This is a genomic window from Sphingomonas sp. TREG-RG-20F-R18-01, assembly GCF_022662475.1.
GTDB lineage: Bacteria > Pseudomonadota > Alphaproteobacteria > Sphingomonadales > Sphingomonadaceae > Sphingomonas.
On record NZ_JAKNQQ010000017.1, the window covers coordinates 21803 to 37305 of the forward strand.

The 15503-nt window shown below is 61.9% G+C and carries 13 protein-coding genes and 1 pseudogene; 10 read left to right on the forward strand and 4 right to left on the reverse strand.

All coding sequences use genetic code 11. The features are described from left to right. Window positions 1-30 precede the first annotated feature (30 nt). The 5 genes from L8K25_RS20885 (at window position 31) to L8K25_RS20905 (ending at window position 8281) form a co-directional block, all read left to right on the forward strand. Window positions 31-1290 carry an MFS transporter gene (locus L8K25_RS20885; protein WP_242140952.1) on the forward strand — a complete coding sequence of 420 codons (1260 nt, stop codon included), beginning with the start codon at window positions 31-33 and terminating at the stop codon, window positions 1288-1290. Beyond that, window positions 1290-2321 (forward strand): aromatic ring-hydroxylating dioxygenase subunit alpha, encoded by a 1032-nt coding sequence (locus L8K25_RS20890; protein WP_242140953.1) that lies wholly within the window; start codon window positions 1290-1292, stop codon window positions 2319-2321. Before L8K25_RS20885 ends, L8K25_RS20890 begins: the two co-directional genes overlap by 1 nt. Window positions 2322-2747: 426 nt before the next feature. After that, window positions 2748-3830, forward strand: a complete 1083-nt coding sequence (locus L8K25_RS20895; RefSeq protein ID WP_242140954.1) for an amidohydrolase family protein — start codon at window positions 2748-2750, stop codon at window positions 3828-3830. A gap of 116 nt (window positions 3831-3946) precedes the next feature. After that, the gene (locus L8K25_RS20900) at window positions 3947-5662 is read left to right on the forward strand and encodes an acyl-CoA dehydrogenase (RefSeq protein ID WP_242140955.1); all 1716 of its coding nucleotides are present in this window, start codon (window positions 3947-3949) and stop codon (window positions 5660-5662) included. 177 nt (window positions 5663-5839) lie between these two features. Then, window positions 5840-8281, forward strand: a complete 2442-nt coding sequence (locus tag L8K25_RS20905; RefSeq protein WP_242140956.1) for a TonB-dependent receptor — start codon at window positions 5840-5842, stop codon at window positions 8279-8281. A gap of 63 nt (window positions 8282-8344) precedes the next feature. Here the strand turns inward: L8K25_RS20905 and L8K25_RS20910 are convergent, their stop codons facing one another. Together L8K25_RS20910 and L8K25_RS22845 are read right to left on the reverse strand one after the other, a co-directional pair. Beyond that, window positions 8345-9913: an amidohydrolase family protein gene (locus L8K25_RS20910; RefSeq protein ID WP_242140957.1), complete on the reverse strand. Its 1569-nt coding sequence runs from the start codon at window positions 9911-9913 to the stop codon at window positions 8345-8347. Window positions 9914-9938: 25 nt separating this feature from the next. Next, window positions 9939-11114, reverse strand: a complete 1176-nt coding sequence (locus L8K25_RS22845; RefSeq protein WP_242140958.1) for a cytochrome P450 — start codon at window positions 11112-11114, stop codon at window positions 9939-9941. Between the two features lie 224 nt (window positions 11115-11338). On the opposite strand from L8K25_RS22845, the gene L8K25_RS20920 reads away from it, so the two are divergent. The 3 genes from L8K25_RS20920 (at window position 11339) to L8K25_RS20930 (ending at window position 13449) form a co-directional block, all read left to right on the forward strand. After that, the gene (locus tag L8K25_RS20920) at window positions 11339-12268 is read left to right on the forward strand and encodes a 3-keto-5-aminohexanoate cleavage protein (RefSeq protein WP_242140959.1); all 930 of its coding nucleotides are present in this window, start codon (window positions 11339-11341) and stop codon (window positions 12266-12268) included. Window positions 12269-12611: 343 nt separating this feature from the next. Continuing rightward, window positions 12612-12845: a serpin family protein gene (locus tag L8K25_RS22775; protein ID WP_277923758.1), complete on the forward strand. Its 234-nt coding sequence runs from the start codon at window positions 12612-12614 to the stop codon at window positions 12843-12845. Window positions 12846-12966: 121 nt separating this feature from the next. Further along, window positions 12967-13449: a DUF4142 domain-containing protein gene (locus L8K25_RS20930; protein ID WP_242140960.1), complete on the forward strand. Its 483-nt coding sequence runs from the start codon at window positions 12967-12969 to the stop codon at window positions 13447-13449. 106 nt (window positions 13450-13555) lie between these two features. On the opposite strand, the pseudogene L8K25_RS20935 reads toward L8K25_RS20930, so the two are convergent. Then, window positions 13556-13711 (reverse strand): annotated as a pseudogene (locus L8K25_RS20935) (recombinase family protein); the annotation flags it as partial. A 639-nt stretch (window positions 13712-14350) separates the two neighbouring features. Between L8K25_RS20935 and L8K25_RS20940 the strand changes: the two are divergent. Then, complete coding sequence (locus L8K25_RS20940; protein ID WP_242140961.1) at window positions 14351-14683, forward strand: hypothetical protein; 333 nt, start codon at window positions 14351-14353, stop codon at window positions 14681-14683. A gap of 317 nt (window positions 14684-15000) precedes the next feature. Further along, a complete protein-coding gene (locus tag L8K25_RS20945) occupies window positions 15001-15225 on the forward strand; it encodes a hypothetical protein (RefSeq protein ID WP_242140962.1) in 225 nt (74 codons plus the stop codon). Window positions 15226-15255: 30 nt separating this feature from the next. Here the strand turns inward: L8K25_RS20945 and L8K25_RS20950 are convergent, their stop codons facing one another. Continuing rightward, a complete protein-coding gene (locus tag L8K25_RS20950; RefSeq protein ID WP_242140963.1) occupies window positions 15256-15441 on the reverse strand; it encodes a hypothetical protein in 186 nt (61 codons plus the stop codon). Window positions 15442-15503: the final 62 nt, after the last annotated feature.

The following is a 15503-nucleotide window of genomic DNA, read 5'->3' on the forward strand; positions in this document are numbered from 1 at the left end:
GGGCTTCGCCGTCAGCTGGACGACGCTCCGATGAGCCGGGCGCAGGTGCGGGCGGTGGCCCTTACAGTCGCGCTCTCCGCCCTCGACGGTTACGACGTGCTGTCCGTGACGTTCGCCGCGCCGGCGATCTCGCACGACTGGGGCGTTGGCAAAGTGGCGCTAGGCGTGGTGCTGTCGAGCGGTCTGGCGGGAATGGCGCTTGGGTCGTTCCTGCTGGCGCCGCTCGCGGACGTCTTCGGCCGTCGTCGAATGGTCCTGCTAAGCCTGCTCCTGATGACGATCGGATCGCTCCTCTGCGCCACCGCCGCGACCGTCGCGCAGCTTGCGATGTGGCGTGTCTGTACCGGCCTCGGCATCGGTGCGTGTGTGGCGGTAATCGCTCCGGCGGCGGCCGAGTTCTCGAATGCGCGCTGGCGTTCGTTCTCGCTCGCGGCGATGGCGACCGGTTATCCAGCCGGCGGCTTGGCCGGCGGCCTGCTCGCGGCCGCACTGCTGCGATCGTCGGGATGGCCGGCGGTGTTCGTCGCAGGCGCGGCGATAGGAACGGCGATGCTGGTAACAGTTGCGGCACTGCTGCCGGAATCGCCGGCGTTCCTTCTTGCGCGTGGCGGATCCGACGCTCTCGCGCGCGTGAACGCGCTCCTTGCAAAGTTCGACCACTCGTCGCTTGCCGAACTGCCGCCGACCTCGCCGAGGGTCCGCGGCTATGCCGGCGTTTTCTCTGCCGATCGGCTCGCCTCGACGGCCCGCCTTGCTATCGTCAATATCCTTGCCGCAGCGGTAGTGTATTATGTGCTGAGCTGGCTGCCGCAACTCGTCAGCGAAGCGGGTTTCACTCCGTCGCAGGGAAGCCTGGTTTCAGCGACTCTCAGTCTTTTTGGGATCGTGGGTGGTCTAGTGATGGGCTCCGTTGCACGCCGGTACGGGCCGGAACGACTGACCGCCATCGCGGTCTCTGTTCTCGGCGTGGTCCTCGTGGCATTCGGCGCGCTTCCGGCCGCCCTGCCGGTGTTGCTGCTCGCGGCGGGTATTTTGGGATTCTTGATCTTCGCAACGTCCGCGGGCTTCTACGCAGTACTGGCGCGCGGCTTCGACGACGCTTCGCGTGCCTCCGGGAGTGGGTTCGTAATCGGGACGGGGCGTGTAGCCAGCGCCGTTGCACCACTCGGCGCGGGATGGCTGTTCGCCGTCGGGTTCGAACGCGCGACAGTGTCGGTCTTGTTCGGCGGCTTCGCGCTGCTTGCCGGTCTCGCGCTCGCCTTCCACCGATCGACTGAGAGAGAGGTCTAATGAACTACCTCCGAAACACATGGTACATGGCGGCATGGGCCGACGAGCTGGTTCCCGGGAAAGGCCTTGCCCGGACCCTGCTTGACGAACCCGTCTTCCTGTACAGGGAGCAAGGCGGCGCGGTACACGCGCTGTTCGACCGCTGTCCCCATCGCTTCGCACCGCTAAGCCGGGGCGTTGTGGAAGGTGCGGAGGTGGTCTGCGCCTATCACGGCCTTGGCTTCGACGGGACGGGCGCCTGCGTGCGCAACCCGCATGGCCCGGTGGTTCGCGCGCTCGACGTGCGCAGCTACCCCGTGGTCGACGCGCATAAGGCGATCTGGATCTGGATGGGCGACACGCAGTTGGCTGATCCCTCCCGTATCACGGACTTGTCGTTTCTGTCTTCAGTGGCTGAGACCGCCTTCAACAATGGATATGTCAACGGCAAGGGACATTACCAGCTCTTCGTCGACAACATCCTCGATCTTTCGCACACGGATTACCTCCATCCGGACACGCTAGGCGGTGGATCGATCAGTCGTACGCGTGCGAAGGTGACCGAGCGTGAAGACGGCGTCATTGGAATCCACTGGCACGTATTCGACGACGTGCCGACCCCGATTTTTGCGAAATTTATGGCCGCCGAGACCGCGCGGGTTGATAGCTGGTCGGAAGTTGATTGGAGCGCCCCAGGCGTAATGAAGCTTGTAAGTGGCGCGGTCTCAACAGGCCAGCCACGGCTGGGGGCGCTCAACGTTGACAACGTTCACATTCTTACACCCGAGACAGCGGGGACAACGCACTACTTCTTTGCTTCGACTCGGAATTTTGGTGTCGATGATACCGAACTCAACGAGCTGATCCGTGTGACGCGTGCGCGTATCTTTGCGACCGAGGACGAGCCAATGATCGCCGCGCAGCAGGAGCGGATCGGCGATGCGGACTTTTGGTCGCTGCGACCGGCGCTTCTTCGGACGGACGAAGGCGCCGTCAAGGTGAGGCGACGCATGGATGCGCTGATCGCCGCGGAGCGGCAGGACAGTGCCTGACGGCAGGTAGTCGAGCGCGCGTTCAAGGGGTGCTCTAAGTGGACCCCGCAAATCAACGCCCCTGGGAATACCGTCAAAATAGATTTTTCTGGCTGTAATGTATCCGGACATACCGGATTAAATCCGTCGATTGAGGAAAGCTCGTCCATGCGTCGCTTGCTGCAGTTCGGTACCGGCTCTCGTGTTCTCATAACGCGGAAAATACCGAAGCCGCGAGAGATAGGGCTTGGTCTTGCTACGATCCTGCTAGCTTTACCAGCGGGTTCAGCGAGCGCTCAGGACCTTGTGCTGTCGAACGCCCGCATTATCGTCGGCACCGGCAAGGTGATCGAACACGGTTCGGTGGAGGTCCGAGGAGGTCGGATCTATGCTGTCCTGAGCGGCACCGACCATGTGGTTCGGGGGCGCAGGATCGACGCTACGGGGATGACCGTAATCGCCGGATACATCGACGCTCACCGGCATCTGATCCCGCCGCTGATCCACGGCGGCGGACCTGATCTCGACAGGTTCCTTCGCGACGATGCGCCCGGTCAGATGACCGCGCTCCTGGCATCCGGCGTGACTACGGTTCAATCGGGCGGCGACGACCGCGTCGGTATCTTGGCGCTAAAGCATCTTGTCGACACGGGCGTGATAAAGGGGCCACGGATCATCGCGGGCGCGTGGGCGATCCCAGCGCTCGGCGCGACGCGAACGATGAGCGAGCCTCAGATCCGCGCGGCGATCGATGCCGATCACGCGGCCGGGACGGACTCGATCGGCGAGATCCCTTACCCGACAATCGCGTCGATGACGGTTGACACGCAGTGGCCGTTCAAGCCGACCGAGCAGGAGACGCGCAACGTCGCCGCCGCGCTCGATGAGGGGCGTCGACTAGGCGTTCCCGTCCAGATCCACGCGGTCAGCCCGACCGCGCAGGTGGCTGCGGTGCGGCTGGGCGCGCGGCGCCTCGTCCACTCCTCGCATTATGCCTTCATGACCGATGCCGAGGCGAAGGAAATCGCTACCGCAGGGGCCATGGTCGCCTCGTCCACGGGCGTCGGTTCGCCCGTTTTCGGCGTGTTTAACCAGGACAACCGGCCGACGACCCGTGACGGGAAGCCTTGGCCCGGCGGTAGTCCATCGGCAGAGGATCGTGGACAGGCCGCCGGAAAATTCCCGGTCAATCTGCGCACGCTGTACGACAACGGTGTCACCGTCGCCTACTCGTCGGACACGAGCTTCGATCCCACCGCCGGACTCGCGCACGAGCTCGGAACGCTAAGCCTCGTCTTTTCCGCAACCGATCTGGTCCGCATGATCGGACCCGGCTCTGCCGCCTTCGTCGAACACGCCGCGGATCGCGGCACGATTGAGACGGGCAAGCTGGCTGATCTACTAATGCTCTCCGGAAATCCGCTAGAGGGCTATTGGAATTTCCTGCGGCCGGTCATCGTGGTCAAAGGCGGTGTGATCGTTTCGGACAGGCGCGCCGGATCGCGGGCACTAAAGTCGAGCCCTGGCTGATCAGACTTCGCGCTGAGCGACCTGTGCCCCGAGTTTTTCCGACGCCTTCGGCGTCCCTTTTTCTTTCAATCGCAACCAGCGCATGGCTGGCAACGACCATTTCTCCAGGAGTGCAGATGCCGTTCACCCCAGCCACCGCCGACCAGCGCTTCGTACTCGATCACATCGTGCGCGTCGCCGACCTCGCCGCGACCGAACGCTTCGCCGCCGCAAGTAACGACGTGGTCGATGCCGTGCTTGAAGGCGTCGGGCAGCTCGCGGCAGGCGAATGGGCTCCGCTCCTGCGCGCCGGCGACACGGTCGGCGCGAAATGGACCCCGGAAGGCGTGGTGATGCCGGACGGCTTCGTTCAGGCGTATCACGATTATGTCGAGGGCGGTTGGGGCACAATCGGCGTTCCCGAAGCGTTCGGTGGGCAGGGCCTGCCGTTCGCGATTCAGACTGCGGTGCTTGATACGCTCGGCAGCGCAAACATGGGCTTCGCGCTCGCGCCGACGCTGACCGTCGGCGCGATCGAGGCGTTGGTGCATCACGGCTCGCCGGAGCAGCATGCGCTGTACCTACCGCATCTCGCGACCGGCGAATGGACCGGTACGATGAACCTGACCGAGCCGCAGGCGGGCTCCGACGTCGGCGCGTTGCGCTCGACGGCGACGCCGCTCGGCGACGGCAAGTGGAGCATCAAGGGCACCAAAATCTACATCTCGTTCGGCGACCACGACATGGCGCCCAACATCGTCCACCTCGTCCTCGCGCGCACGCCGGGCGCGCCGGCCGGGACCAAGGGGATCTCGTTGTTCCTCGTGCCGAAATACCGGCTGAAGGACGACGGCACTCCGGGCGACTTCAACGACGTCCGCGTCGTGTCGATCGAACACAAGATGGGCCTGCACGCCTCTCCGACCTGCGTGCTTTCGTTCGGCGACACTGACGATTGCATCGGCGAGCTGATCGGTGGCGAGTTCGGCGGAATCCGCGCGATGTTCACGATGATGAACAATGCGCGGTTGAACGTTGGGCTGCAGGGCGTCCAAGTCGCGGAAGCCGCTACGCAGGCGGCGGTCCACTATGCGCTCGAGCGCGTGCAGTCGGCGCGCGCCGGCTCGCCCAACAAGGCGTCGGTCCGCATCGTCGAGCATCCCGACGTCCGCCGGATGCTGCTGCGGATGAAGGCGCAGACCCAGGCGGCGCGCGCGCTCGTCTATTATGCCGCGGGGCACGTCGACCGCGCCGCGCTCGGCGAGGCGGGCGCGCAGGACCGGCTCGAGATCCTCACCCCACTCGCCAAGGCGCACGGCACCGATCTTGGTAACGAAGTCGCCAGCCTCGGCATCCAGGTGCATGGCGGGATGGGCTATGTCGAGGAGACCGGCGCTGCGCAGTTCTTCCGCGATGCGCGCATCACCCCCATTTACGAAGGTACCAACGGCATCCAGGCCGCCGACCTCGTCGGGCGCAAGCTCTCCATGGCAAATGGCGGCGTGTTTGCGCAGCTAATTGCCGATTTGAAGGCCGACGCCGAGGATCCGGGGCTCGTGACGCTGATCGACGCGTGCGACGAAGTCGGCCGCGGCATGGCGAGCCTTGACGCCGACGACAAGCTTGCTGCCAGCTATCCGTTCCTTACGATGCTGTCGGTCGCGACCTGTGGGTGGCTGATGGAGCGTTCCGGGCGGGTGGCGACGGGTGACGACATCTTCTCCACTATGAAGCGCGCAGCGTGCACGTTTTACGTGGCGCAGATCGTGCCCGAGGCGCTCGGCCTAAAGGCCGCTGCGACTGCCAGGGCGGACGTGCTGTATTCGGTACCGGCGGAAGCGTTCGCAGTTTGAGGCTGGACATCGCTAGCACCGCTGCAAGACCGACACCGTAATCGATCATAGCGATTCGCGCTGTTCAGCAAATATAACGGTGAAAAAAGATATTGCACAGGATTAGCGTGTTTGGCATGAGTGGGAAATAAGGTCGAGCCCGTTCGGGACTTGCCGATCAACAGGGGAGGAACGATCATGAGCAATGTCCGTCGGAAATTCGGTCGAAACGCTGGCAATGCCGCGTTCGGACGCAGCACGGCTATTCTCTGCGCGGCTCTCTCCGGAACCTCCTCACAGGCATACGCTCAAGCGGCACCCGTGCAGTCAGCGCCATCCGTCACAGCCCAGGCCCAGGCTCAGACCAGCAGCAGCGACAACACGCCGAATCCGACACCGGTTAATGCGCCCCCGCCGCCGAGCGGCCTCGAGGACATCATCGTCACCGCTCAAAAGCGGTCGGAAAACGTTCAAAACGTCCCGATCACTATCCAAGCGTTCAGCGGCGCGGCCTTACGCGATTCGGGGGTCAACTCGGTCCAAGACCTTACGAAGCTGGTCCCCACTTATAAATTCGGCTCCGCACCCGGGACTGTCGCAGCTCGGAACAGCATCCGAGGCCTCGGAGCGTTCGGCAACAGCGCAATCGAACCGAGCGTCGCTACCTATCTGGATGGCGTGTACGTGCCTCGCGCGGGGTCGTTGAACTCAACCCTCGTCGATGTGCAAAGTCTGGAGGTTCTGTCCGGGCCGCAGGGGACACTCTTTGGCCGCAACGCCTCGGTCGGGGCGATCAGCATCACCACCGCTTTGCCGACAAACAAACTCGAGGGCAGCGCCGCCTTTGAGGCGGGAACCGGAGAGCGATACCGGGGCGAGGTGGTCGCCAATCTTCCCTTCAACGACAAGTTCGCGATCCGCTTCGCAGGGCTTGGCGAGAAGTTTGGCGGATATTGGCATCAGGACCCGACCGGCAGGCGCTTCGGTGGCATCGATACGATCAGTCTACGTCTGACTGCGCGCTACCAGTTTAATCCCAACCTCAGCTGGATCGTCCGTACCGACTATTCAACGCAGACTGGGGATGCCTGGTACAATATCTCGATCATCCCGTCGTCGGTCACGCCGACCATCCTTACCAATCTCACGCGAGTGCTTCGCGGTAACCTTCCGACGATCGGCATCGATAGCAACAGCTCCAAGCAGGACGTTTCGACTGCCCGGATCGATGATTATCATTTTGGCGTATCCAGCACCCTAAATTTCAGCACAGACAGTGGTTTTGAATTCAAGCTCATCAACAGCTATCGTCACTGGCGGGCGAGCGAGCAGGACGGCGAGGTGACGTTCCTTCCGGTGCCGCTACTTTATCGCCACTTCGATTACGAAAGTAAAAGCCAGAACCACGAGTTTCAAGTTGTCTCGCCGAAAGACCGCTTGCTAGGCGGCCGGTTGAACTTCGTCGCAGGACTCTACTTCTTCCAAGAGGCGTTCCACCTCGACCAGGACTACAATTTGCGCGGCAGCTACTGCACCTTGGCGGTTGCCAATTTCGCGCCGCCCCTGGTGCCGGCCTGCCTTGCCGGTCCTCAGATGTCCGCTTTTTATCAGCGGTATCCGCAGGAGACGACAAGCTATGCTGGCTACGGTCAGGCAACCCTTGAAGTGCTTCCTAAAGTCGACTTAACCGTTGGTGGCCGGTACACGCACGAGCACAAGGATGCCACTTTCTTTAGCGCTCGCGTTAACCCGGCCGCCGTATTCGGGACCAACGAAAACAGCCCGCTGAATTACTCGGACGGGCGCTTCACGGGGCGGGCCAACCTCGACTGGAAGCCGACGCGCGACATCCTTCTGTTCGCCACCTACTCGACCGGCTTCAAAGCGGGCGGCTTCAACTCCGGCGCGTCAAACATCGCCCTCGGCAACCTGCGCGATTACGGTCCGGAGACGGTCAAGAACTACGAGGTTGGCTTCAAGACACAGTTCTTCCACCGCGCCCTAACCGCCAACGTCACGGCGTATCGCATGGACGTCAATGGCTTCCAGGAGCGCGCATTGACCAGCGTCGCCTCGCTGATCCGTAACGTCGGCTCGATCCGTAGCCAGGGGGTCGACGCGCAGTTCGCCGCCGCCCCCACTTCATGGTTCCGCATCAACGCCGCCGTTGCCTACAACGACAACAAGTTCAGGGACTATCAGAACGCGCCGCCCCTTCCGTGGCAGACTGGCGTGCAGAACTTGACCGGCACCCGGCCGACCTATTCGCCCGTCTGGTCGACCAGCGAAGGCATCGAGTTCCGCAACGAGTTTGCCAACGGCTTCCGCGCCGCACTCCGCGCCGACGTTAGCTCCAACAGTGCGCAGAACCTCAATGCAGTGATCGACAACAGCCCAATCACCGTTCAGAAAGCCTACGCGCTGCTGTCGGCCCGTCTGTCGATTTTCTCACCCGGCGACCGGTACTCGCTCGCGGTGTTCGGCTCGAACCTCACCGATCACCACTACTGCGTCAACGAGGGCTATCTGCCCTTCGGGCCGCAGCTTGGCGCGCTCGATGTTCCGGGCAAGTCCGAGGCGGTCACCTGCTTCCACGGCAATCCACGCACGATCGGGGTTCGGGTGGGCGCTAAGTTCTAGGAATCGTCGGGCTGGGACCGGCGGCCGGCCGGGCGGTTACCGTACCGCCCGGCCGTTCGGTATTCAGGACAGATAGCCGTTGCCCCTCGCGACGCGCGCTTTCATGTCGTCCAGATCCCGCCGCGGAAAGTGGAATCCACCGCGCACCACGCCTGCGATCGAGTGCAGGTTCTCAACACGCAGGAGCGGGTCCGCGTCGAGCAGTACGAAGTCCGCTTTATACCCGCTTTCGATCACCCCAATCTCATCACTTCGACCAAGATAGTCGGCGGCGTTTATCGTCGCCATCCGCAGGATCTCGAGTGGCGTAATCCCGGCGTCGCTCAGCTCCTCAAATTCCTGTTTCAACGTGAGTCCCGGACCCAGATAGGATCCGCCGTCGGTCCCCACGATCATCTTCACGCCCGCCTCGAACAGCAATTTGGTCAGCTGGAGCTGCCGTGGATAAGTCTCCCGGTATGTACGCCGCACACGGTCGGGCCGCGCCTTCCAGACCTGGGTCACCTCGCGCCACTGCCGCACGCTTTTACGAGGCAAATACTCAAGCATCTCGTCGCGCTCGTACTGCGCGTCGTCCGCGAATGTCTGGGTACGGATTCTGACCAGCGTGGGGCATTGCCAGCTTCCATCGGCGACAAAGCGGGATGCCATCTCGCCAGCCTTGTCCTCTCGGAAACCTGCTACGGCCCGTCCCAGCCGATCCACATCCTCCTCTTTGGAGAATGCGGAGGGATTAACCAGCATCCGGCCAAAGCGCTTCATGATGATCTGTTCCATGAAGGGGATTTTGAAGGGCGGTAGCTTGATCACTTCGCGTCGGTAGCTTTCGGCCCGTAGCTCGGCTTCGTCGTCCGAGCAGCGCACCCATACGGTACTACCGGGACCAAGGTGCTCGATTGAGTGAAAACCGGCCGCGGTGGCTTCGACCGGGTCGGTTCCCTCCTGGAGATGGCCAAGCACCGGTATGCCGATCCGCCGCCCCTCCTCGAGGGCGGCGAAAAACGCGTCCGGGTTGGCAAAGCCCATCTTGATGAAGTCCGCGCCCTGCCCCTTCTGTTTCCGGACCTCCTCCCGCACTGCATCCGGCGATCCGGCGTTGAATGGCGTGAGGATTGAACCAGGTGTCTGAAGGAGTTGCGGCGCCGCCCGCCCGATGGGAAGCGTGCCCGCGCGACGCCGCGCGAGCAGCGCGGGGGACCCGGACATCTGGCGAAACCCCGTGACGCCCTCGGCGAGCATCAGAGCTAGGCTGCCGGAGGGATCGTCGAGTTCCAGCACGTGGCTGTGCATGTCGTTGTAGCCGGGGACCGCGAACAGCCCCGTGGCATCGACCCTCTCAACGGATGACGCGACCGGCGCAGGGCCGGTCGGCAACACGGCTACGATGCGTCCCAGCCTGCAGACGATTGTCATGCTGGGCGACTTTCGCCCATTGCGCGGATCGACGACCGTAACGCCGGCTATGTGGAGGTCTACCGCAGCTGCCTGATCGCCCTGCGCGCGGAGGTTTGCACTTGTGTGTCCATGTCCTCGTCGCAGGAACGAGAGGGGCGAGAATGCGGAGATCGACTGCGCGTTCGAATAGGCGCAGCACGGGCACGGGCTCGCGCGGTTGAGCAATGACATCGACATTGGCAGGATCCTTTCGTCGTTCGCGTCATGCGCACTCAAGCCGCATCGGGAGCTTGGAGTAGCCGTAAAGGCCGCTGTTCGAGCCGAGCTCGGGCTCGCCAGCCTCGAGCTTTACGTCGGCTTCCAGCAATGCCTCCAGCAGCACCTCCATCTCGATGCGCGCCAGATGCATGCCAGCGCACATGTGCGGACCCGTGCCCCACGCCAGATGGTCGCGCGCGTCGCGCGTCACGTCGAAACGGTCGGGATTTTCGTACCGGCGCTCGTCGCGGTTGGCGCAGCCGTAGAGCAGCATGACGCGTGACCCTTCCGGCACGATCACCCCGTCCACCGTGTAGTCGCTTGCGGCGACCCTGGAGAACCAGCGGATGACCGAGTCGCGGCGCACCCCTTCCAGGACGGCGGCGGGTGCGAGCTCGGGGCGCTCCCGCAAAATGGCCCACTGGTCCGGGTTCCGTGCCAGGTTCGCCAGCAGATGGCCTTTTGCAAGAATAGTCGTGTCGAGGCTCGGGATGACGTAAGCACTGATCGCGGCCATCGCCTCCTGCATGGATAGGCGACCCGCGCGGGCGGATGCGAACAATTCACCCGCCCAGCTTCCGTCGCGCACGGTTTCTTCGCTGAGACCGGCCATGAATCCGAAACCCTCGCGCATCGACGTGATGTCGGCAGCGTCCTGATTAGGTCCGATCAGGTTGAACGCCGCGGCCGCCCATTCCAGCATCCGCTCGCGACCGACCGTCGGCAGGCCGACGAAGTGCGAGACGGCCTCCACCGGGAGGAAGCGCGCGAGCTCGGACATCCCATCGAACCAGCCCCGCCCGACAAGTGAGGCAACGCGGGTTTTAATCATCGCCTTCAGCTCGGGCCTGACTTCGCGCAGGCGGGCAGCGGAGAGCGGTCGCGTTACCGTCCCCCGAAGCCGACGGTGGAGATCGCCGTCCGACTGGATGACGTTCATTCCCTTTGGTGCATTGAAGACGTCGCTGAAGCCGACGCCTCCGCCGCTGATAAGCACGTCCGGTGCCCGCAGGGCGGCCTGAACGTCGACGAAGCGACCGATCGCATGCACCTCGGGTCGCGCGAGCCGTACCACCGGTCCCGCGTCGCGCAGCACTGCATAGTCCGCAAAGGGTTCGGCCAAACTTTCGGCGGAGAAAAAGTCCAGAGCCAGGTTCGGAACCGCGATCGTGCGGGTCACGATAGCGTCCTCGTTTCGGTAGGTTCGCCGTCCGTCATCATCGTGCTGGCGCTTAGCGCGACCTGCGGCGCGGCGCCCGCACCTAAAAGGGTTTCCGTGCGGTCCGCTGTCATTGCCTCACCTAATTTCGCTATCGTTAGCAAAAGGTCTGGCACTCTCGATTATCCGGTGCAATAAATATATTATGGCGCCGTAGAAATTTGTGCGGCCAGTAGGAGAGTCAGATGTCGTCGAAGAAGGTGATTATCACGTGCGCCGTAACTGGGGGGATCCACACGCCGTCCATGTCGCCATATCTGCCCGTGACAGCGGAGGAGATCGCGGACGCAGCCGTCGGCGCCGCCGAAGCGGGCGCCGCCATCGTCCATTTGCATGCCCGCAATCCGAACGACGGCAAGCCCGACCAGTCGCCGGCCGCGTTTGAGCCATTCCTGCGTTCGATTAAGCAGCGCTCCGATGTCGTGTGCAACATAACCACCGGCGGCGCGCCCGGCATGACCGTCGATGAGCGGATCCGGCCTGCGGCCCACTGGAAGCCGGAGGTCGCCAGCCTCAACATGGGCTCGATGAACTTCGGGCTCTTCCCGATGCTGAAGCGCTTCAAGGAGTTCAAGCACGAGTGGGAGCCAGCGATGTTAGCGAGCACCGACGACATCATTTTCCGAAACACGTTCAAGGACATCCGGATTGTACTGGAGACGCTGAACGAGACCGGCACCCGGTACGAGTTCGAGTGCTATGACACGAGTCATCTCCACAATCTGGCCTACTTTCTGGCCGAGGGCTTCGTGAAGCCGCCACTGTTCATTCAGACGGTCTTCGGCCTTCTCGGCGGGATCGGGTCCCACCCAGACGAAGTCATGCATATGAAGCGCACCGCCGACCGCCTGTTTGGTGATCAGTACCGCTGGTCCGCGCTGGCCGCCGGCAAGGCGCAGATGCAGGTCGTCGCTATGGCGGCAGCGATGGGCGGCAATGTTCGCGTCGGCCTCGAGGATTCGCTCTGGATTGGCGCAGGGAAGCTGGCTGAGAGCAATGCTGCTCAGGTCGTGCAAGCCCGCAAGATTATCGAAGGTCTTGGGCTCGAAGTCGCGACGCCGGCAGAGGCGCGCGAGATACTCGAGCTCAAGGGAGGCGACCAAGTGGGCTTCTAGGAGCCCAATAAAAAATCAGGTTGAGCGATTTCACCAGTTTGTGATTCACCGGAGGTTGCGAAGGTTACTAGGATCAAATCGGCTGGACCGAAACGGCTCGCCCTGAATTACCGCACCTCGAGGAAGGGCTGACCGCCGAAAAGTTGGCACGTTGGATCAGTGATCTCGATGGCGCTTACCCTCAAGACACCGTCCTTACTTTACCGAAAATGCATCTGGAGTGGCGCGGCGATCTTGTTGAGCCTCTCAAGGCACTAGGTGCCAAAACAGCATTTGGAGACGAGGCCGACTTCTCGGGCATGGCTATCGACCATACCCCGGCGAAGTACCTGGCGCGATAGGATTGAAGATCAAGAAGGTCATCCATCAAACCTACCTCGACGTTGACGAGCAGGGGTCGGAAGCCGCTGCCGCAACTGCTGTAATGATGGATGTAGTGGTGACCGGGCGCAGAATCCCGCCCCCACCGCCGCCGCTCATATTCCGTGTCGATAAGCCCTTTCTTTTCCTTCTTGTCGATAAGCGCACCAACATGATCCTCTTCATTGGCCGATATGTAGCGCCACCTCAGCAATAACACCGTTGCGAAAGGGTTCCCTTTTGCAACGGCAGGAAGTGCCCAGGTTCGCTTGTTTGGGCGAGCCGGGAACATTTCTGATTACCGAACGCTTGGGCGTTACTAGCTTCAGGAGGTAGTCATGCGTGCGATGAAGTGGGTGCTTACAGGATTGGCAGTAACAACGATCACGTCGGCGCCAGCGTTTGCGGATACGTCTGAATTCCTGACCAAAGCGATCAAGGGTGACAATTCGGAAATGAAGCTGGGCTCACTCGCGGCCAGGCAGGGTCAAAGCGCAAGGGTGAAGTCCTTCGGCGTGATGCTGCAGCGCGAGCACGCCAAGGGAAAGGATCAGGCCGTTCCCATCGCAGCAAAGCACCAAATTGTCGTGCCCGCAGAAATGTCGGATGAGGCGCAGACGGAATACGCTAAACTGCAGGGCATGCATGGCGTCGCGTTCGATCGCGAGTTCGGCCGTTACATGACAGAGGATCATCAGAAGGATATTCGCGATTTCGCGGAGGAAGCTGCCAGCAAGGATCCAGCCGAAGTGCGCAATCTCGCCAGGCAGACGCTGCCAGTATTACGCAAGCACCTCCGCATGGCCCGGTCAATCGGCTGATCGATAAGCGGGACTGCAGAAGGACGAGCCCCCCGGCAGGGCAGCGATCGGCACCTCCAGCTGCGTGGAATGGCCGATACAGTCGAAAGCTATACTGTCGCAGGCCGAGCGCGCCGATCGCGCGCTTGAGCTTGGGCCGCTCGGCCGACGCGGCGCTGGCCTTCTCCTGGTAGACCTTGACGCAGCCAGCGGCGAGGAGCTGGGCGAACTGATGGGTGAGGTCCTGGCCGGTGGCGGAGACGCGCGCATAGCCGTAGATCATGCGACCATTGTGCATCGCATATATGCATCACGAAAGCGCCCGGATTTCCGCCATTCCCGGCCTGAGGCAAAACTTGTGATTTTTGCATCAAACCGATCTACCGCCACGTTTATAATTTGTTTACCATACTTGGTCAGTTTGGCGAAATCGGCGGGAAGTGCTCCCCCTGTTGCGTGGAATTTTCGCTGATGACGATCCATTTCGATTGCACCATGTGCGGCCGTTGCTGCCACAATCTGAAATTGCCCATGTCCGCAAACGAGGCGATCACGTGGTTGACCCGCGGCGGTGACGTGCAATTACTATGTGAGGCTTCCGTCTGGCCGGACGGGCAACACCAGACGCAGCGTGACAATTATAACTGGCAACGCAGCTTCCCCGCCAGCAGTGGTACGCTTCCGGTCCGCATACGCATGACGTTTGTGGGCGCTTTTTCGGGAGCCTGTCCTTATCTACTTGCGGACATGCGGTGTGGCGGCTATGAGGGTCGGCCACGGGTGTGTCGTATATACCCGGCTGAGATAAATCCCCTTGCCACCATCGGTCCGGCGGGCAAATCATGTCCGCCAGAGGCATGGTCCTCCGATCAGCCGGTCTTTGCAGTTAACAACGCGCCCCTTTGACCGCGAAACACGCCTATTGATCGATGCCGCGCGCAATGCTGGCGTAGAAGATACCGTAACTAAGGAAACCGTTTGCGCCCTGTTGGGCGTCGGCGAGGCCGCTTTTGCCAATGAGGGCTTCGCGATTCATACACCGGCGCCTGCCACATTGCTCGTTGCGCTTAAGCAGGCGATTAAAGGTCCGCCGGTGGGAGCCCTCGATTGGCGGATTGTTACCAATCGGCCCTCGACGCTCGCCATGCTTAACTCGGCTGACGCGAATGCGATGATGACGTCCTCCGAACAAACCTTCGAATATCACGGCTTCTTCGCCCCCGATGAAGCAGCCACTTTCGCTATTGCCGCGTAACCTCACCGGAGGCAGAGGTTAAAGAATATTGCGCCAGCGAAAGCACACGTCAGCCTAATCGCTGACGGCCAGCCGACCGGCGGCTTAGTGCTACGACCTTGATGCAAAACTTTTGATTTTTGCATCAGGAATGACCGGGTTTGTGGGGAGCGGACAGGCAGCTTTAAGGAGGCAATTAGCGATAGCTGCCGTTCTCGAAAAGGATCGGGGTTTAAGATTTGCCGGGTTTGGTGGGAGCCGCGCGTTTCCCAGAGCTTCGGCGCTGATTAATCGACGTTATGGTGCCGTACGATCGTGTGAATTACGGTCGTGGCACTATGCCGAGCTACACAGTCACCACTGTCAACGAGCACGTCTTCCAGACAGGGGAGCAGGAAGCGCGCGACAACATCGAGGCATGGAAGGCGGCTATATCTAGCGCGATCACGATTGCTGCCGAGCAGGTCTCGCACGGTAATCCGTTCTTCGGTGCAGAAGTGACAGTCGCGCAGGGCCAGGAGCAGATCGGCCGATATCTCGTTTCTGTAGGTGTTACACGTTGAAGGATTAGGTTAGCCATTGGGCGAAAGCGGTCACAGATCACCCATGACGACAGCGGCTCGCTTTCGCCCCAATCTTTCCAGCGCGACCTTTGCGATCGAGATTGCTGTTTCAATGGCCTGCCGCCCCGCGCCGGACACGGCACACCTTTCAAGCTGTTCCTCAAGCCGGGCTAGGTTGATCTCCCGCCTGATGATCAATTGATCAAGCGCGGCCAAGGATCGGCTGGGTCTGCTTGCGGATGGCATAGGCCTACAATGTCATCGGCAATGAGCGCCTG